The 17799-nt window shown below is 29.5% G+C and carries 18 protein-coding genes; all 18 read right to left on the bottom strand.

Translation table 11 applies throughout. From position 1 onward, the window contains the following. Nucleotide 1: 1 nt before the first annotated feature. Nucleotides 2–916 carry a glycosyltransferase family 2 protein gene (locus EV144_RS17970; RefSeq protein WP_134150536.1) on the bottom strand — a complete coding sequence of 305 codons (915 nt, stop codon included), beginning with the start codon at nucleotides 914–916 and terminating at the stop codon, nucleotides 2–4. Nucleotides 917–923: 7 nt separating this feature from the next. Further along, nucleotides 924–1979, bottom strand: a complete 1056-nt coding sequence (locus EV144_RS17965; protein ID WP_166670601.1) for a glycosyltransferase family 2 protein — start codon at nucleotides 1977–1979, stop codon at nucleotides 924–926. Between the two features lie 97 nt (nucleotides 1980–2076). Next, nucleotides 2077–2865, bottom strand: coding sequence for a glycosyltransferase (locus EV144_RS17960; protein ID WP_134150535.1), 789 nt, complete (start codon nucleotides 2863–2865; stop codon nucleotides 2077–2079). Then, nucleotides 2862–3830 (bottom strand): glycosyltransferase family 2 protein, encoded by a 969-nt coding sequence (locus tag EV144_RS17955; RefSeq protein ID WP_134150534.1) that lies wholly within the window; start codon nucleotides 3828–3830, stop codon nucleotides 2862–2864. The genes EV144_RS17960 and EV144_RS17955 overlap by 4 nt, the downstream gene beginning before the upstream one ends. Beyond that, the gene (locus tag EV144_RS17950) at nucleotides 3823–4947 is read right to left on the bottom strand and encodes a glycosyltransferase (RefSeq protein WP_134150533.1); all 1125 of its coding nucleotides are present in this window, start codon (nucleotides 4945–4947) and stop codon (nucleotides 3823–3825) included. Before EV144_RS17950 ends, EV144_RS17955 begins: the two co-directional genes overlap by 8 nt. Further along, nucleotides 4928–5635: a class I SAM-dependent methyltransferase gene (locus EV144_RS17945; RefSeq protein ID WP_243854703.1), complete on the bottom strand. Its 708-nt coding sequence runs from the start codon at nucleotides 5633–5635 to the stop codon at nucleotides 4928–4930. The genes EV144_RS17950 and EV144_RS17945 overlap by 20 nt, the downstream gene beginning before the upstream one ends. Continuing rightward, complete coding sequence (locus EV144_RS17940; RefSeq protein ID WP_134150532.1) at nucleotides 5625–6794, bottom strand: glycosyltransferase; 1170 nt, start codon at nucleotides 6792–6794, stop codon at nucleotides 5625–5627. The genes EV144_RS17945 and EV144_RS17940 overlap by 11 nt, the downstream gene beginning before the upstream one ends. Further along, nucleotides 6787–7914 (bottom strand): dTDP-4-amino-4,6-dideoxygalactose transaminase, encoded by a 1128-nt coding sequence (gene rffA / locus EV144_RS17935; protein ID WP_134150531.1) that lies wholly within the window; start codon nucleotides 7912–7914, stop codon nucleotides 6787–6789. The genes EV144_RS17940 and rffA overlap by 8 nt, the downstream gene beginning before the upstream one ends. Beyond that, the gene (locus tag EV144_RS24220; RefSeq protein WP_166670600.1) at nucleotides 7901–8812 is read right to left on the bottom strand and encodes a hypothetical protein; all 912 of its coding nucleotides are present in this window, start codon (nucleotides 8810–8812) and stop codon (nucleotides 7901–7903) included. Before EV144_RS24220 ends, rffA begins: the two co-directional genes overlap by 14 nt. Before the next feature lie 6 nt (nucleotides 8813–8818). Continuing rightward, on the bottom strand, nucleotides 8819–9484 hold the full coding sequence (locus EV144_RS17925) for an acetyltransferase (RefSeq protein WP_134150530.1): 666 nt from the start codon (nucleotides 9482–9484) through the stop codon (nucleotides 8819–8821). Further along, complete coding sequence (locus tag EV144_RS17920; protein ID WP_134150529.1) at nucleotides 9481–10092, bottom strand: class I SAM-dependent methyltransferase; 612 nt, start codon at nucleotides 10090–10092, stop codon at nucleotides 9481–9483. Before EV144_RS17920 ends, EV144_RS17925 begins: the two co-directional genes overlap by 4 nt. A gap of 3 nt (nucleotides 10093–10095) precedes the next feature. Next, entirely contained in the window at nucleotides 10096–10785 is a 690-nt protein-coding gene (locus tag EV144_RS17915) for a WbqC family protein (RefSeq protein WP_134150528.1), read from the bottom strand. Further along, nucleotides 10786–12054: an ABC transporter ATP-binding protein gene (locus tag EV144_RS17910; RefSeq protein ID WP_134150527.1), complete on the bottom strand. Its 1269-nt coding sequence runs from the start codon at nucleotides 12052–12054 to the stop codon at nucleotides 10786–10788. Between the two features lie 60 nt (nucleotides 12055–12114). Beyond that, complete coding sequence (locus EV144_RS17905; RefSeq protein WP_134150526.1) at nucleotides 12115–12981, bottom strand: ABC transporter permease; 867 nt, start codon at nucleotides 12979–12981, stop codon at nucleotides 12115–12117. Nucleotides 12982–13149: 168 nt separating this feature from the next. Next, a complete protein-coding gene (locus EV144_RS17900) occupies nucleotides 13150–15117 on the bottom strand; it encodes a polysaccharide biosynthesis protein (RefSeq protein ID WP_134150525.1) in 1968 nt (655 codons plus the stop codon). Between the two features lie 174 nt (nucleotides 15118–15291). Continuing rightward, nucleotides 15292–16419 (bottom strand): DegT/DnrJ/EryC1/StrS family aminotransferase, encoded by a 1128-nt coding sequence (locus tag EV144_RS17895; protein ID WP_134150804.1) that lies wholly within the window; start codon nucleotides 16417–16419, stop codon nucleotides 15292–15294. After that, complete coding sequence (locus EV144_RS17890; protein WP_134150524.1) at nucleotides 16412–16837, bottom strand: WxcM-like domain-containing protein; 426 nt, start codon at nucleotides 16835–16837, stop codon at nucleotides 16412–16414. Before EV144_RS17890 ends, EV144_RS17895 begins: the two co-directional genes overlap by 8 nt. Next, nucleotides 16837–17799 carry an MraY family glycosyltransferase gene (locus EV144_RS17885; protein WP_134150523.1) on the bottom strand — a complete coding sequence of 321 codons (963 nt, stop codon included), beginning with the start codon at nucleotides 17797–17799 and terminating at the stop codon, nucleotides 16837–16839. The genes EV144_RS17890 and EV144_RS17885 overlap by 1 nt, the downstream gene beginning before the upstream one ends.

Genomic DNA, 17799 nt, shown 5'->3' with positions numbered 1-17799 from the left:
ATTATGAAGACTTAAGTCTCAAAATGAATTTAAAAACAAATCTAGATAGTCTTATTAAGCCTATTGTATATACTATTTTTCGAATCATGAGACCTGCCTGATAAATATTTGATTTTTTGACTACTTGTAAATTATTTCTAAACATCTTATTAGACTCACAAAATCTAGTTAATAGATGCACCGAGAATTGATAATACTCCTCATAATTGAGTATCTCTCTAAAACTATCTAATACTTTTATATTATTGTCATCGATGCCTTTAGTCATCATTCTGCTTGATGGATTAATTCTGTAATAAGCCAGCGGTAAATCTACAAAAATACATTTTGTACTCTTTAAAAGCTGAATCCAAACAACCCAATCTTCTTGAGCAGATAATTTTTCAGGAAATCTAATATTTTCAAAAAAAATGGTCTTAAAAAATCCACATTGAATCTGTACCGAAAAAGTAACATTCCACTTAAATAAAAAACTTTCCAACGTGAACAATTCAGCCTCAAGTTTACAAAAAGGAGGCAAAATTTCTTTTGAATCTGATGATAGCATGCAGAAATTTGATACCACCATACCTATCTCACCTGCCATATCTTCTTTCAATTTATCAACAGAAAACTGAATTTTCATTTTATCTAAGATATCATCAGAATCCAAAAATTGAATATACTCCCCTATAGCTTTTGAAATTCCAAAATTTCTTGTACTGCTTACTCCACTGTTATTTTTATAAAAATATTTAAATCGATTGTCCTTATTTACCCAATATTGCGCAACAGTTTCTGTATTATCAGTACTGCCATCATTCACAATGATACACTCCCAATCCGTATAAATTTGGTTATAGACAGATTCTAAAGCTTCATTCAAAAAAACACCTTGGTTGTAACAAGGAATAATAACAGATACCAATGTGACCATAAAACAATTAACTTTTAAGAACTACATTTTTATTAAACTTATTGATCATTTTGATTTTAAGCATTTCTCTTATCTTGCCTATAACAACAAAAAACATTTCATTAATAGGTAAATGAGCAAGAGCTTTCAAGCGCCATTTTTTATCTAAACCTATGGATGTCTTTTCAAAATATAATTCAAAAACCAATTTCCTCTTTATCATTCTAAGAACTTCTCTTAATTCTTTTTGAGAAAAAATTTTTAGTCTTCTATTATTATGATCTAGTTGTTTTATCCATTTAAAAAACAAAACTAAATCTTTCATCGCAATTTTTTGAGTTAACCAAATCATTCTTGTTATTAAATCATTCGGGAATTCTCCAGTATCATAATTTAACTTTTTAAACAAAAACAATTTAATATCGATGTCTCCTTTTCTCTGGATATCATAAAACACTTTTGTCACCTGTTTGTCATGCGATCTATAGTGATACAAAACTTCCTGAATATTATATAACTTGGAAGCCCAGGAAACACGAGACCAAAAATCATAATCCTCTACATGCTTTTTATTTTCGTCAAAATGGTAATTTTCTAACGCTTTTTTTTCAAACATTACAGCTCCTAAACTCATTGAGCAGTGCATCAAAAGCTCAGCAACGATTTCATCATGAAATTCTTTGTGCTTAATAATTTTACCATGATTCCCAAATCTTTGAAGCCAGCAACCGCAAACTTTTATTTCAGAATCGCTTAACAAAACATCTAATTGTTTTTGAAAACGGTTAGGAGTACTTATATCATCCCCATCCATACGGGCAATATATTTTCCTCTTGCAAGCTTAATTCCTAAATTTAAGCTGTCTATAAGTCCTAGATTTTTGTCTTTTTTAATTAGTCTTATTCTTGAATCTGATAATTCAAGAATCTTATTTACAGAATTATCAGTAGAACCATCATCAATAATCAACAATTCAAAATCAGAATAACTTTGATTTAAAACACTTTCTATAGATTCCTTTATAAAAGATTCTACATTATATACTGGCATAAGAACCGTGATCATTGGATTTTTTTTATCCATTTAAAAGAATATATTAAACGTTTTAGTTATCAAACCATTACCACTCACAAACATAATAGGGCGGTTTTTTATAGCAGGGAAATTTTTAAGTTTCAAATTATTTCGACCTTAAAGATTTTTTTATTGATGATCCTATTTTTCTAAAATAAACATATTTGAATTCTCTATTGTTAAAAATATACCATATCATTTTAAAAAAACCTTTAAGATATTCTCTATTTTCAAAATATTGAAACTCCGAATATTCAACCCACGAGGAACTCCATAAATGAACAGCAAAAGATGTATTGCTTATATATTTTTTATAATTATTCAAATCTTTTCTATCTTCATAGGGAAAAGGATAGAAATACAAAGGTGGGTATATTACAACTTCTTTTTCAGTGACTAATGTATCAAAATGATTCTTAAAATTATAGTGATCACGGAATTTTTGCGTTATTATTCGTGGAATTGTAATTTCTCCAAAATTTTGATTTTTTTCAAATTGTAGAAAATCATATTCTTCTCTACAGGATTTTACAAAACTATTTTGGGGCAAAGCTCCAAATAATGCAGCGTTAATAAAATTTTTATCCTCTGCGCCAAAAAAACAATCTTGTTCTAAAAAAACATCTAAATTTTTAATTATCATTACATCTGTATCCAAATAAATACCCCCGATTTGCTCAATTTTTTCCAAACGTATATAATCTGAAACAAAAGCCCATTTTTTTTTTTGATAGGCTTCTTTAACAAATGGATGCGAAAAATTGGTATTTTTTTCGTTCCATTCTATGATCTGATAATCTGGCAGATGTTTTTCCCAAGAGATTATACAATCTCTAACCATTTTGGGTTTTCTTTTTTTCCCAAACCAGCAATAATGTATGATTTTTGGAATCATTTTTTGAAGTAAAATCTTTTGGAAGACAAATATTTGTAAATTTTATAACTATTAATATTTAAAATAGTCAGAAAATTGAAACACAATATTATGTCCCAATTGCTAATATTTTTATATACTGATTTCGTAATGTGTTTATTAATGAATATTCTATTTTCCCTATGATTATTTTCATAAGATGTAAAGTATAATACCATTAGATGGTAATAAAAAAAATCTACCAAAACTTTATCCTTCAAGTTTATTCCACGTCTAAAATTAGCTATATAAGTGTACGCTTGTGATTCTTTATTTTTAAAAATATAGCTTTTGTTTTGCTGCGTTTTTGTAACATCGTGCTGTCTATACAAAAATAATGGTTCATCAATATATTTGTATGATTCTTTTGGCATTTTAAACAATAGTCTCGACAACAACTCGTTTTCTTGCCCTCTGGTGAGAAAATCCAGAAACAATACTTTATCTTGTAAAAAACTTCTTTTAAACAGAACTGAGTTTGTTATAACTTGAAAATTCCATAGAACATAATCTTTGTAAAGAAATTCTTTGATTTCTAGCTTAAGTAACTCTTCACCTTTCAAAAATTCATCAACAATATATCCTGAGCAAAAGATAATATTTATATTATTTCCTATTTGAAGTATTTTATTAGCAATAAAATTTTCCAACATAATATCGTCATCATCAAACCAATTTACATAGTCTCCTTTACTTAGTTCAAAACCATAATTTCTAGCAGCATTTCCTCCTTTTGGTTTATTGGCTGGACGATGATGAAATTGAAAACGTGAATCACTTTTAACATATTCGCTGATTACTTCTTCTGTATTATCATCAGATCCATCGTCTACAATAATACATTCCCAATTGGTATAGATTTGTGAGCTAATACTATTAAGCGTTTCTGCGATAAGATGTCCTCGATTATAAGTCGGAATTATTATAGAAACTAGAAAATTATCCATGAGTATTGTTAATTGCCTTTTTAATTAAATCATCAATAACATCTAAATGTTTTTTCAATGTAAAATTATTTTTTATGTGCTCTTTTCCATTATTACCAAATTGTTCCGCAAGATCCTTATTTTCTAAAAGTATTTTCATTTTTTCTGCCATTGCATCAACATCGTGTTCTTCTATTAAAAAACCTGTGTGATTATCTATTATTACATCAGGAATACCTGCATGCATTGTTGATATTACGGGCAGGCCAGCTGCACTTGCTTCTAATATAGCTACTGGAGTTCCTTCTTGATCACCGTTTATTGCTGTAATAGAATGCTGTACAAACGCTAAAGCTTTTTGAAGATAATTTAAAAATTGGTTTCTATCAATGATTCCGGGTAAAGAAACAGAATCTTCAAGCTTCAAATATCTAATTAAATTTACACATGGCTCATATAATTCTCCCGTACCTGCAATAATCAATTTCGAATCTGGAAATTGATCATGTACTTTTTTAAATGCAAGGATTGTATAGTAAGGAGCTTTTTTATTTACAAATCTTCCAATCCCTAAAAAAATTTGATTTGAAAACTGTGGTATTTGTTCTAGAAATAGTGTACTTGGTCCATAGGTATTGTATATCAATTTTTCTGAACTACATCCTAAATTTTGCAAATGCATTTCCATTTTTTTCGAAACGACTATTATGTATGAACTATAATTAAAAACCTCTTTGTATTGATTGCAATCTGCAATAACACTTTTGACAGATGCATCATAGCCATGAAAATGAGTTATAAGAGGAATATCAATATGTTTACATATTTTTACAATTCTATGGGCAGTCGTACCATATTGCGCCAAAACAACTTCAATTTTATTTTTTTTAAGAGAATGTATCAAAGCTGTTTCTGCAAATGAAAAAGTTTTTAGACCTAATTTCCGTTTCAACTTTATTGACCACGCTGTATAACGAGTTCCTAATTTTCCAAACCCTTCTAAATATTGAGGAATTTCTCCTCCAAAATAATAAAACACCCTGCCTTTTAGTCCATTTTTTTGCTCTTGAATAAAAGTTTCAGAGTATACATTTATAGAGGGCGATATCATCGCTATTCTACTTTTTTGCAGTTCCATATAATCCGGTTATCATTTGACCTTCTACAAAATCAATAGTTGCGTTTTTATCCATTTTAATTAAAAAAGCCATTACAGGTTTTAAGATATAGGATAAATATTTTCTTTTCCTTTTGGACATCGGGCTTCTTCTTACCCATAAACCTAACATTTGTGCCATTGATGCGTGCCATCCCCCCATAGCTTTGATTCTTATATTTTTAAACCCTGAATTGATGAGATGTCGCTCTAAAGAAAAAGGTGTATATCGATATTCATCATGTGGAACTTCATGTAAATTCCATAAAAATGGAACGGTAAAAAAGAAAATTCCATTTGGTTTTAAAACCCTGTTAATTTCATTCAGGATAATTTCAGGCTCGGGGCAATGTTCTAAAACTTCTGTCGCAAATGCACAATCAAAGATCTCTTTTTCAAAAGGCATAACTGTTCCTTTCCAAGTAAAATCTGGCTTTATCTCCTGGTCGTATATTAATGCATTTTCAATATCTAAGCCTACATAATCTTTTACTTCACTATTTTTTAAAATATGTTCTTTGTAAGGCATTTTACCACAACCTACATCCAGCAATTTCCCTGAAAAAAAAGGAATCACATTTATTATAGCGTTAAATATTGATGTTCTAATATAAAAACGATCTAAGTTATGTATGTTAAAAGGAATGTTTGTAAAATTATCAATCTGCATAAATGACGTCTAAAAGTGAAATATTTTTAGTAATAGAATGATGTTCTAAAACATAATCCTGCTGTTGTAATCCTAAATTTTTTAATTTATCTTTTGACGATAATAGATCTTTTGTGTAGGATACAAACTTTGTTAGATTTGTAAAACTTTTAAAAAAAGTATCAGTCTCCGTTTTATTGTCTAATTTATTAAAATCCCATAAAACTTGCGGTACACCACCAATTGCAATTTCTAAAGCTGCATATCCTGCCAATTGAGTATTTGATGCCTGAAACCATATTAGATCAAATTTTTCATCACATAAAGTATTTGTTATGGAGTCCGAATGGCCACAAAAAAACACTCGGTCTTTAATATACAAGTATTCTAATTGTCTAATAAACCCAAGGGCAACGGGATCTCCCGCGCCATAAATTTTTAATTCTACATCTACTCCTTCTTCCAATAATAACTTTAACGCGTAAAAATAAGGATCAAGAGGTTTCATAAAAGATAATCTTGTAAATACCCCTATTACTAATCTAGTTCTGCTTGGATCAAAGCCTGCTGTAAATGGCTTACATTCTAAACTTAGTGGCAAATATGTGTGCTTATACGTTTTAAACTCGTTTAATTCGTATTTTAAAATTTCTGGTTCAAAACCTGAAACAAAATTATAATGCAATTGTTTATTGAAACCTTTATAAATATCAATCCCTTGAAATTTAGCTGTCAAAATATGTACTATTCCGTTTGTAAAATATAATCCTTTATTTACGCAAACTGTATCATATACAGAAATACCCGAAAAATTTATGAATTTATATTCAGAAAATAAATCTTTCAAAATACTCTGTTCGTTTTGTATAGAATGGTCTTTAAAGATTGTTTTTAGCGTAACTCTTTTTAATATCTTATTAATATTTTTTTGAAAAGGTGTTAATTTCTTAATTGATTTATCATAAATATCTACCAAACTAAATATTCTACATCCTAAATCAATAGTAGGCTCATAATAATATTCATTTTTCCAATTTTTATCGTTATTAATAGCATTTACCTGAAGTAAATCAATCTGATATTTTTGCTTATCAAGCGCCTTACAGATTTCATATACATATCTTTGTCCACCTGCTTGTACAAAATCATAAACGACCCAAAGTATTTTAATTTTACTCATTTTTTACTGCATCTAGAATAAATTTAATATCATTTTCTGAAAGCTCATAATACATTGGTAATCTTAACAAAGTATCGGAATATAAATCAGACATTGGTAAATCATTACCCAGATATTTTAAAGTATAAAATGAGCTTTTATGTAAACTTAAATAATGAAAAACAGCATTTACCCCATTACTTTTTAAACGATCTAAACAGGCTGTTCTTTTTTCTAAGGAATCAAAAACTAAGTAAAACATATGTGCATTATTGGTAGCATATGCTGGAATTTCAGGCAATTTAAAATTATTTGACCGGTTTTTAAATCCATTATAATATTGATTCCAAATCTGTTTTCTTTTATTTTGAATTTCATCTAGACACTCTATTTGCGCCCATAAAAAAGCTGCAATAACCTCTGAAGGCAAAAATGAAGATCCTATATCTACCCATCCGTATTTATCTACTTCTCCTCTAAAAAATGCAGCTCGATTAGTTCCTTTTTCCCAAATAATTTCTGCTCTATCAGCAAACTGTAAATCATTTACAACTAACATTCCGCCTTCTCCAGAAATAATATTTTTGGTTTCATGAAACGAAAAAGCTGCTAAATGACCTATAGATCCTAATGCTTTTTTTTTTCCGTCTTTACCTGTATAAAAACTATCTACTGCTTGTGCAGCATCTTCAATTACAAATAAATTATAACGAGCAGCAATATCCATAATACTATCCATATCGCATGCAATACCTGCATAATGTACAGGTATTATAGCTTTTGTTCTAGAAGTAACTAAAGATTCAATTTTAGAAGTATCAATGTTTGGATTTCTTGGATTTGAATCTGCAAAAATAATTTTAGCTCCCCGCAGTACAAATGCATTAGCAGTAGATACAAAAGTATATGAAGGCATTATGACTTCATCATCAGGTTGAATATCAATTAATATTGCCGCCATTTCTAATGCATCTGTACAAGAAGTTGTTAAAAGACATTTTCCAAAACCATATTGATTTTTAAAAAAATTTTGACACATTTGGGTATACTTTCCATTGCCCGAAATTTTACCTGAAGCTACCGCGTCGGTAATATATTTTGTTTCATTCCCTGTTAAATAGGGCTTATTAAAACCTATCATTTTCTAAAATTGCGATTCCAAATCCATTTTTACCATAATTATTTCCATTGTATAGCATGTAACTAGAATTCTTATGCTGAAAAACAAAAGGGTAGCAAATCATTTCACTATCCCATCCAGAGTTAGAGACATCAATTCCTACTTTATTATGTTGTTGTTGCCAATTTATTCCGTCATCGCTATGCGAATAACCAATTCTATAAGCTGTTCCGTTTCCACTTCTATAAGAGTACCACATATGATAACCTCCATTATCTATAATCACGGATGGCTTAGAAAATGCTTGAGCTATGCCTATTTCATAAGGTATCGCCACTCCATGTTTTACCCAATTTTCACCATCAATAGATGTCGCATATTTTATAACATGGATCATTTCTCCATTTTCAGAAGTCCAATCTAGCGTAGAACCGTACCACATTTTGTAAACCCCATCATGAAAGGTAACCCACGGATATGATAAACTTATTGAATCTTCTTGGTCTATTACCATAAAAGCTTTTAACGGAACTAATTTTAATGTTTCTTTATTTAAAAGTTCTAATCTACCAACTTCTCCTTTCCAATGTTGGTTTTCTCTTATTTGCCAACCCATAAAAAGAATATAATTCTTCTCTTCATGAGTATAAAAATTACCGATGCTTACTCCATGTGAATAAAAGCTATTATCAGCCCCATAAGAAAAAACAACTTCATGCGGATTATTTACAATTTCTAATGTAAGAATATTTATATCTACATAAGACACTGAAGATTTGTTAAATGAATTTCTTGCACTAAAAAATATTCGATAAATATCATTTTTCAAATGAACAGCAACTGGGTTAGAAGCATGAGATACAATCTCTTCAAAACCCTTTGAAACTGTAAATATCTGGCCTCTTTTTTTCCATTTCATGATTTGCTACAATTTTACATCATTGCTTTTCTTAAAAAGCTTTATGGATTTAGCCGGAACATAAATACAATCTTCTTCTGTGTTTTTTGTTACTACACTTCCAGCTCCAAGCAGGGTTCCTTCTGCTATTGTTACCTGGTGTCCTATTGTTGCATTTACTCCTAAAAAACAATTTGATTCTATTGTACAATGTCCAGAAATAACTACATGTGAACTCACAAAATTATGGCTTTTTATAATCGAATGGTGTCCTATGTGATTACCGCTCCATAGGGTTACATTGTCTTCAATTTTTACGAAGGGCTGTATGGTATTATCTTCTAAAATAAAAGAATTTTCACCAGGAGAAAACTGAGAAAGATAACTGCATTTACTACTAACATAGGATGCAATTGTATACCCCATTGTTTTTGCGTCTAAAAACTTGACTTTTCTCAAATTATTCATTTGGGCATAACTAAGTGCAATAAACATTTCATAATTAGCCGGAGGATATTTAAGCATTACATCTCCAAAGGAAACTAATGGCAGATTTTCAAAAGTTGAAGTGGTACAATATTCACTGTCTACTGTAAAAGCTGCAACCTCGTACTCTGAATCGATATCAAAATAATATTTTGCTAATTGAGCAATATCTCCAGTGCCAAATATTATTAGTTTTTTTGGTTTCATTTTCTAACTAGGATTGTAAATTCATAAAGATTATAATCATGTAACAATGCTACATTTTTTGAAAAATGTTTTTTACTATAATCAAATAATAATAAAGGGTCTCCGTAAAATAAATAATCCTTCATATATTCTTTATCAGAATAAGAGGTTAAAATATTAAAAGCAAAACCTTTTTCCGAAACTTCATTTAATGTTTGTATGGTTTCTAAAATATATGACAGCCAATTTTCATCTGTATTTTCTAATTTAACATTAAAAATACCGCTGGCAATCACATAATCATATTTCTTATTGGGCAAAGATGCTGTCCAGACCGCATTTTTACTTTCTGTAAAAGTTATTACTGCTTCTTGTATCATTTCTTCCGCTATATCAAAGCCAGTATAATTGAAGTTTTCATACTTTTTACTGTAATACTCAAACATAGAACCAAATCCACATCCGAAATCTAAAACTGAAAAAACAGGTTCGTCAATTAATGTTGATAAAACGTCAAATCTTAATTCTTGCGATTCTTTGGAGTTCCAATCAACTCCTTGAGGTGTCGCTCCAAATTGTTTGATTTTTGCAGTATAATATTCTCTTACTTCTTCTATTAATTTTGACATTGATTATTTTTCTTTTAAAAAAGTTGCTGCTTTGTCTCCTTGATTAAAAATCAAATCTAAAATAGTTACTCCGTGCTCAAAGGGTGGATATAATTGTTCGTATTCAGAATATCCGGCATAATTAAAATAGTGAATATTTATACCCGAATCAGAAAAAATTTGTTCATTCATATAATCTTTCGCTGCAGGGCCTGAATAATAATCTGTTCCATTAAGGTCTAAACATATATCCAAAAGACGTTCGGTTCTTTCTTCTTTTAATACAAATTCACTAGAAAATTTAAATTGTTTATCAATCCCTAAATAATCGGATATTCCTTTTAAAAAATGCACATTAATTTCTGTTAAATACTCTGAATTAACAGTCATATACAATTCTTGAACAAAATCTTTTACTTCTTTAAAACACTTTGATTTTGAATACGTTTGATTCAAAATATTCCAATGCTCTTTATTCCAATTAACATCAGAAACTTTTGTTTCTCTTATCTTTTGAAAAAATTTACCTTTTACTATTATTGGAATTGTTAACCATTTTAATCCTTGTGCAGTTTTGATTAGATTTCTATTTCTCCAATCTCTGCGTGTATACTGCATATCATCATAAATCACAAACTCATCAGAAACATTAATAGCATCAAAATATCCTTTCCATGGAATATAATTAGATTGGGTAATAACTATTTTTTTCATTTATATTATTGTCCAATCAAGCTGCGGTCTTATAAACCCGCTTATTTTCCCTAAATAACCCGATTCTCTTTTAACGTCTTTTACCTCAAAAGTTAACAACTCTGTGTTTTGAAAGAGAGAAGTCATTGTATCTGAGTGAATATACAAATGTATTTGATAAACATCATTATTTAAAAAATTAGCTGGTATATGACATTTTAATTCGGTGATTGATTGTAAGGTACAATTAAATTTTCCTCCAGTTCCAAACACGACATCTCCTTTTATAGTTCTCAAATCGTAACCGATCGAAATGCGTTCTTGATTGGTTTGATTCACAATTTTCAAACAAATATCAACAGCAGAAGTAACGTCAATTACTTCCTCTTTATCTAATGTTGAGGCATTTTCGATTGCTGCAGAAAGTATCCGAACATGCTCATTACCTTCAGCTTCTTCAATAGTATCAAAACTAATTTTACGCTCTGAAAAAGAACTACTTTGTAAATAATCTGAGATTACTTTACTAGGCTCTCCGTTTCCAAAAATCTTTCCATTGCTCATACTTATAACACGTGTACAAAGAGTTTCTATTGCTGCCATATTGTGACTCACAAACAAAACAGTTCTTCCTTCGCCTCTAGAAATATCTTGCATTTTACCAATAGCTTTCTTTTGAAATTCTGAATCTCCAACAGCCAAAACCTCATCAATGACTAAAATCTCAGGTTCTAAAAAAGCTGCTACCGCAAATGCCAAACGAACTGTCATTCCAGAGCTATATCTTTTTACGGGTGTATCTATATAACGTTCACAACCTGAAAACTCAATGATCTCATCAAGTTTTAACGCGATTTCTTTTTTGGTCATTCCTAAAATTGCACCATTTAGATATATATTCTCACGACCTGTCATTTCTCCATGAAAGCCAGTTCCGACTTCTAATAAAGAAGCTATACGTCCTCGAGATTTAATCTTTCCAGTTGTGGGAGCGGTTACTTTTGAAAGTATTTTTAGTAAGGTCGATTTTCCTGCTCCATTTTTTCCAATGATACCAAGAACTTCTCCTCGCTCTACCTCAAAATTAATATCTTGTAAAGCCCAAACATATTCTGATGATCCTTTTGTAGAACGATCATTGATATCACCAATTTTTAAATATGGATTTTCTTTTCCTCTTATCTGATGCCACCATCTGTTTATATCATGGCTTAAAGTTCCAGTACCAACTTGTCCTAAACGATATTGTTTAGAAATATTCTCTGCTTTTAATATTATATCTTTTTCCAACTATAATTTATAAAATGGGGTGATAAGTTTACCTAAGACTCTTTTTTACAACAGTATAAATTAAACTGTATCTATAAAGCTCTTTTCTGTTTTATTGAAAATCAAAAGTCCAATAAAGAATACTGCAATTGTTAAAATCAAAGTATATGCTAATCCCGAAAGTGAAATCTCTCCTACGTCTAAAAGCATATAACGTGAGGTTTCTATAATATAGGCTAAAGGATTGTATTCTACTATCCAGCCATAGGCAGGTAATTTTTGTTTGATTAATTCCATTGGATACATTACTGCAGATAAATACATTAATAACTGTATTCCAAAACCAATTAAATAACTAAAATCTCGATATTTAGTAACCATCGAAGAAATCAACATTCCTAAACCTAAGCCTAAAATTCCCATTATCGAAATTAAAATTGGGAATGCCATCAATGAGATATTTAGACTCAACTCTGATCCTTTAAAATAATAGAAAATATAAAATGCTATAAAAATTAAAAACTGAATACCAAATTTAATTAAATTAGAAATCACAACAGAAAGAGGTGTTATAATCCTTGGGAAATATACCTTTCCAAATATTGCTGCATTAGATTTGAATGTATCTGAAGTTCCATTTAAACAAGCAGTAAAATAATTCCAAACAGTAATTCCTCCTAAATTAAACAAAAACGGAGGAACAGAACCTGTATTAATTCCTGCAACATTATTAAATATTATAGTAAAGGTTATAGAAGTAAATAAAGGTTGAATTAAATACCAAAGTGGCCCTAAAACTGTTTGTTTGTAAACTGTAATAACATCACGTTTTACAAAAAGAAATAGTAGATCTCGATACTGCCAAATTTCTTTAAGGTTAAGAGAAAAAAAATTATTCTTTGGTGTTATTTCAAACAACCATTCATTGTTAGAATTTATATTATTCATCTATTGTATACAATTGAATTGTAAAAAAAATATTAAACTGGATATTTATTTACCCTCTATAATTAACAAGATTTTTATTCTTTTATAAATTATTTAAAAAGTAAAAAGGCGTTTTAAAAAACACCTTTTTTGAAATTATATATCTAAATTAATTTTATGCGAAAAGAATTATTTGTCTAAAACCTCAAAAGTAGAATTCATACTTTTAAACTCTGGAACAATTTTTTTCATCTTTGCTACTATATCATCATTATCATAAAAATCAGCTATTCCGATAAGCTCATCAATATCAATATGAAGATTTTCATACTCATCTTGTATTTCCTGAGCAATCATAATTTTATTATGATAAGTTGGCAATGTTTTAGAAGTATCATTTAATAATTCTTCATAAAGCTTTTCACCAGGTCTTAAACCAACAATCTTAATCTTTATTTCCTTATCTGGAATAAAGCCTGCAAGCTTAATCATTTTTTTTGCTAAATCTATTATTCTAACAGGTTTACCCATATCAAAAATATAAATCTCACCTCCATTACCCATTGCACCAGCCTCTAAAACTAATTGGCAAGCTTCTGGAATTGTCATAAAATAACGAATGATATCCTGATGCGTTATTGTAACAGGACCTCCTTCGGCAATTTGTTTAGTGAATAAAGGCACAACGGATCCATTAGAGCCTAAAACATTACCAAAACGCGTTGTAATAAATTTTGTTTCACCCTCAATCTTTTCTCTTTGATTTTTCAGGAATAATGATTGTACATATTTTTCCGCTATTCGTTTGCTAGCTCCCATTACGTTACTAGGATTAACGGCTTTATCTGTAGAAACCATAACAAATTTCTTTACATGATATTTACAAGCTAAATCTGCTAAGTTTTTAGTCCCTTTAATATTAGTTAATATGGCTTGAGCAGGATTTTCTTCCATTAAAGGAACGTGCTTGTAGGCTGCAGCATGAAAAACAACATGCGGATTATAGTTTTTAAATGTTTTTTCTAATGCTTTTTTACTTCTTACGTCTGTAATTACTGCAACTATTTGAGTTGATGAGTTCATTGCCATCGTTTCTAAACATAAGTTATGAAGCGGTGTTTCTGCATGATCCAGCATTATGACTTTTTTCGGATTGAAACCCAAAACTTGTCTTACTATTTCACTTCCAATAGAGCCTGCCGCTCCAGTAATAAGTATTGTTTTATCTTTAAGCTGTTTAGAAATAGATTTACTATCTAAAACAATTGGTTTTCTTTCTAATAAATCTTCAATTTGGATATTTTTTACTTTTTGAGAAATTTCTTTTTGATTTTCCCAATCTGAAATTAAAGGAACGGTATAAACTCTATAATTGAATTCTAAGCATTGATCAACGATCAGTAATTGATCTTCTTTCGATAAACTTTTATCTGCTATAATCACTCCTTCTGCAGCAACAGAACGCATTAATGCAGGCAATTTTTTTCTCAAAATCAAAATAGGTAGATCCAGCATTCGTTTAGATGCATTTTGATTATTTTTATCTACAAAACCAACAATTTTAAATCGTGAAGGCGTTTCAAATTTTAAAGCATTGGCTACTGAAATTGCGTTGGCGTCTGTTCCATAAATTACTGTTCGAATTAATTTAGAATTGGCTTTTTCAGAAAAATACATTTCAAAAGTCTGTTTTACCACTACACGATATAAAAACAAACCACAAAATGACAATACTAGATTAATAAAAAGCGCTGTATTTAAAAAAGCTTTATGTCCGGTATAAAGTTCAAAAACTAGATTAAAAAACAGAAAAAACACTAAAACTGACATTTGCGAAAATAACAGTTTTATAGCATCTATATAAGAAGAGTGCCTAATAATACCCGAATAGGTTCTAAATAACCAAAAGAAAAAGACATTTACCAGAATTAAACCAGAAACGATATAAGAACGGTGTGATGTAATGATGTAGCCGATAGCTGTACCTTCAAACAGCATATATGTAAATGTAAAAGAAAAAACAAGAACCATTACATCTATAGCAACAATAACCCACCTAGGCAGATAACTAAGGTTATTAATATTAGCCCTTAGATTCCTAGGAGAGAAAGTGTTATATAATAAAGAGGCTGCCTTGGTTTGCTTGTCTGTATTCAATTTTAATTCAGTTTAAATCTGTAAGCTTTGTATGTTTTACAAAAATACAAATTAAAGGGTTTAAAAATTCATTTAAATAAAAAAACTAAGTTTTGTTTCATTTATGTATAACTTGATTATCTATAAAAATATTTTAAAAAACATTGAAATTTAATAATTCAGAGATTAAATGTGTTATAAACTATCTATAACGCTTTTAATTCTAAGCTTTTCATCATTACTAAGACTAGGGCTTGATGGAAGACATAAACCGTTTAGAAAAAGATCATCTGACACACCATTTCCATAATAAGGAAAATCGCAAAACAAAGGCTGTAAATGCATTGGTTTCCATAATGGTCTGGTTTCAATGTTTGCCTTTTCAAAAGCAGCTAACAAAATATCTCTACTTTTGTTTTTGCTTGACTGAATTAAAACAGTTGTTAACCAGTAATTTGAATTATAATCTTGATTTAAATTTTTAAAAACAGTAATTTCTTTTACATCTTTGAAAGCATCACAATAAAAATCATGAATCTCTTTTTTTGCATTTAAGTTGTCATCCAGAATTTTCATCTGGCCAAGTCCAATTCCTGCACACACATTACTCATTCTGTAATTATATCCAATTTCACTATGCTGATAGTGAATAGCTTTATCTTTTGATTGGGTAGCAAAAAAAATGGCTTTATCTTTTAGTTTTTTAGAATGTGTTATTAAGCTGCCTCCGCTAGAAGTAGTAATAATTTTATTTCCATTAAATGAAAAAATTCCAAAATCTCCAAAAGTCCCACATTTCTTTCCCTTATACATACTACCAAGAGCCTCTGCACTATCTTCAATTATAGGAATTCCATATTTAGTTGCTATTGCATGAACTTCATCTACTTTATAAGGCATTCCATATAAATGAACTGCAATTATTGCTTTTGGTTTTTTCCCTTTAGAAATTCTATCTTTAATTGCAATTTCAAGATATTCCGGACAAATATTCCAAGTTTCAACTTCGCTGTCTACAAAAACAGGGGTTGCGCTTTGATACAAAATTGGATTTGCTGATGCAGAAAATGTCATACTCTGACAAATAACCTCGTCTCCAGCCTTAACTCCAAGCAAAATTAGTGTTAAATGTATGGCTGAAGTTCCGGAATTTAAGGCTGTAACAAAAACATTTTTACTTAAATATTCTTCTAAATCTTTTTCAAATTCATTAACATTAGGGCCTCCTGAAGTTATCCAATTTTCATCTAATGCTTTTTGAACATACTTTTGCTCGTCTCCACCCAATTTAGGTAGTGATAAAAAAATTCTTTTATCACTCATTAATTTTCCAATAATCTGATTCATATCTGACATCATCTTCGCTCACATTCGATAATGGCAAAGTTGAAAATGAAATTAATTTCGAATCCTTTTCTAAAGACTCTACAGCATTTGCGTAACCTGCAGGGATATGAATAATTTTACTATCAGAGGCAGATGCTGAAACAGTTTCGACAAGTAAATCTTTTGATGGATTGTCCCAATTATCAATTTTTACAAAATGTATTTTAAAAGATCCACTTATGCAGTAAAAATTTTTAGCATCTAGTTTGTGTCCTTGCCAGGCTCGAATAGGGTTGGACTCAGAATTGCTTATGATATAAAAACGCTCAATACCTGCAAAACTAAAATCGTTTACATAAGATATGCTGCCTCTATGATCTGAAAAACTACCTCCCTGAATTATTTTAGGCTCCATTATATTATTTTTAAACTTGCTTTACGAATTATATAAAACTTCAAAGAATATATCAAAATCAATGGAAGCGTAATTAATATAAAAAGAATTGGTGCATCAAGTTTTTGATACAAAAAAATAGTTACTATAGAAACAAGACCCTGAACAACTGCATAAATTAGTGCGACAACACGATGTTGAATTTTATATTCATTACTTAATATCTGATAAAAATGTAACCTGTGAGCTTCAAAAATATTTTGTTTCAAATAAAGTCGATGTAAAATAGTACAAATAGCATCTACTCCATAAACAGCTAAAAATAAGAGCCAGATAATTGAGTTTGTAGCTAAGATTAATTTCAAGATTAAATAAATTATCCAAAAAGCAATTGCAATACTTCCTACATCACCAGCAAAACATTTTGCTTTTTTTCTATAATTAAAAAAAAGAAAAACCAGACTTGCTGTAATAGCATAAATTATTAGATCAGCATCGATAAAAAGCTGTATTTTTTTATTTACATACCACAAACTTCCCATAACTATTAATGTATATAAACCAGTAATACCGTTTATACCATCCATAAAATTATAGGCATTGATAATACCTATTGCAAATACATATGTTATAATAATCCATAATATATTTATGCTGGAAAAAACATTTAAATCATAAAAAATCAAGCTAATCGCAATAAAGTGAACCGATATTCTAATTTTATTAGATAAACTCTGAATGTCATCCCAGAAACTAACAAGACTCACTAATGTAATTCCAATAAAGAAAAAATAATTATACTTTAAATTTTGAAAGAAATAAAGCAATGCGGCAAACCAAAAAATTATACCACCCCCTCTTAATGTAATTTCCGTATGTGAACTTCGCAGATTAGGTTTGTCAATAATATTAAATCGATCTGCTATTTTGAAGTAAACGAGTTCAATTATGAATAATATAAGAAATAATATGACGTAAATCAT

Source organism: Flavobacterium sp. 270 (genome assembly GCF_004368785.1).
Classification (GTDB): Bacteria; Bacteroidota; Bacteroidia; order Flavobacteriales; family Flavobacteriaceae; genus Flavobacterium.
This window is presented reverse-complemented; position numbering and strand designations above follow the sequence as displayed.

Bases quoted from the DNA above. Each gene is read 5' to 3' on its own strand.
- EV144_RS24220 (WP_166670600.1), bottom strand. From the start codon at position 8,812: ATGAAATGGAAAAAAAGAGGCCAGATATTTACAGTTTCAAAGGGTTTT.
- EV144_RS17945 (WP_243854703.1), bottom strand. From the start codon at position 5,635: ATGCAGATTGATAATTTTACAAACATTCCTTTTAACATACATAACTTA.
- EV144_RS17965 (WP_166670601.1), bottom strand. From the start codon at position 1,979: ATGGATAAAAAAAATCCAATGATCACGGTTCTTATGCCAGTATATAAT.
- EV144_RS17925 (WP_134150530.1), bottom strand. From the start codon at position 9,484: ATGAAACCAAAAAAACTAATAATATTTGGCACTGGAGATATTGCTCAA.
- EV144_RS17885 (WP_134150523.1), bottom strand. From the start codon at position 17,799: ATGATTTACGTCATATTATTTCTTATATTATTCATAATTGAACTCGTT.
- EV144_RS17920 (WP_134150529.1), bottom strand. From the start codon at position 10,092: ATGTCAAAATTAATAGAAGAAGTAAGAGAATATTATACTGCAAAAATC.
- rffA (WP_134150531.1), bottom strand. From the start codon at position 7,914: ATGATAGGTTTTAATAAGCCCTATTTAACAGGGAATGAAACAAAATAT.
- EV144_RS17890 (WP_134150524.1), bottom strand. From the start codon at position 16,837: ATGGAGCCTAAAATAATTCAGGGAGGTAGTTTTTCAGATCATAGAGGC.
- EV144_RS17970 (WP_134150536.1), bottom strand. From the start codon at position 916: ATGGTCACATTGGTATCTGTTATTATTCCTTGTTACAACCAAGGTGTT.
- EV144_RS17960 (WP_134150535.1), bottom strand. From the start codon at position 2,865: ATGATTCCAAAAATCATACATTATTGCTGGTTTGGGAAAAAAAGAAAA.
- EV144_RS17895 (WP_134150804.1), bottom strand. From the start codon at position 16,419: ATGAGTGATAAAAGAATTTTTTTATCACTACCTAAATTGGGTGGAGAC.
- EV144_RS17950 (WP_134150533.1), bottom strand. From the start codon at position 4,947: ATGGAACTGCAAAAAAGTAGAATAGCGATGATATCGCCCTCTATAAAT.
- EV144_RS17905 (WP_134150526.1), bottom strand. From the start codon at position 12,981: ATGAATAATATAAATTCTAACAATGAATGGTTGTTTGAAATAACACCA.
- EV144_RS17915 (WP_134150528.1), bottom strand. From the start codon at position 10,785: ATGAAAAAAATAGTTATTACCCAATCTAATTATATTCCATGGAAAGGA.
- EV144_RS17955 (WP_134150534.1), bottom strand. From the start codon at position 3,830: ATGGATAATTTTCTAGTTTCTATAATAATTCCGACTTATAATCGAGGA.
- EV144_RS17940 (WP_134150532.1), bottom strand. From the start codon at position 6,794: ATGAGTAAAATTAAAATACTTTGGGTCGTTTATGATTTTGTACAAGCA.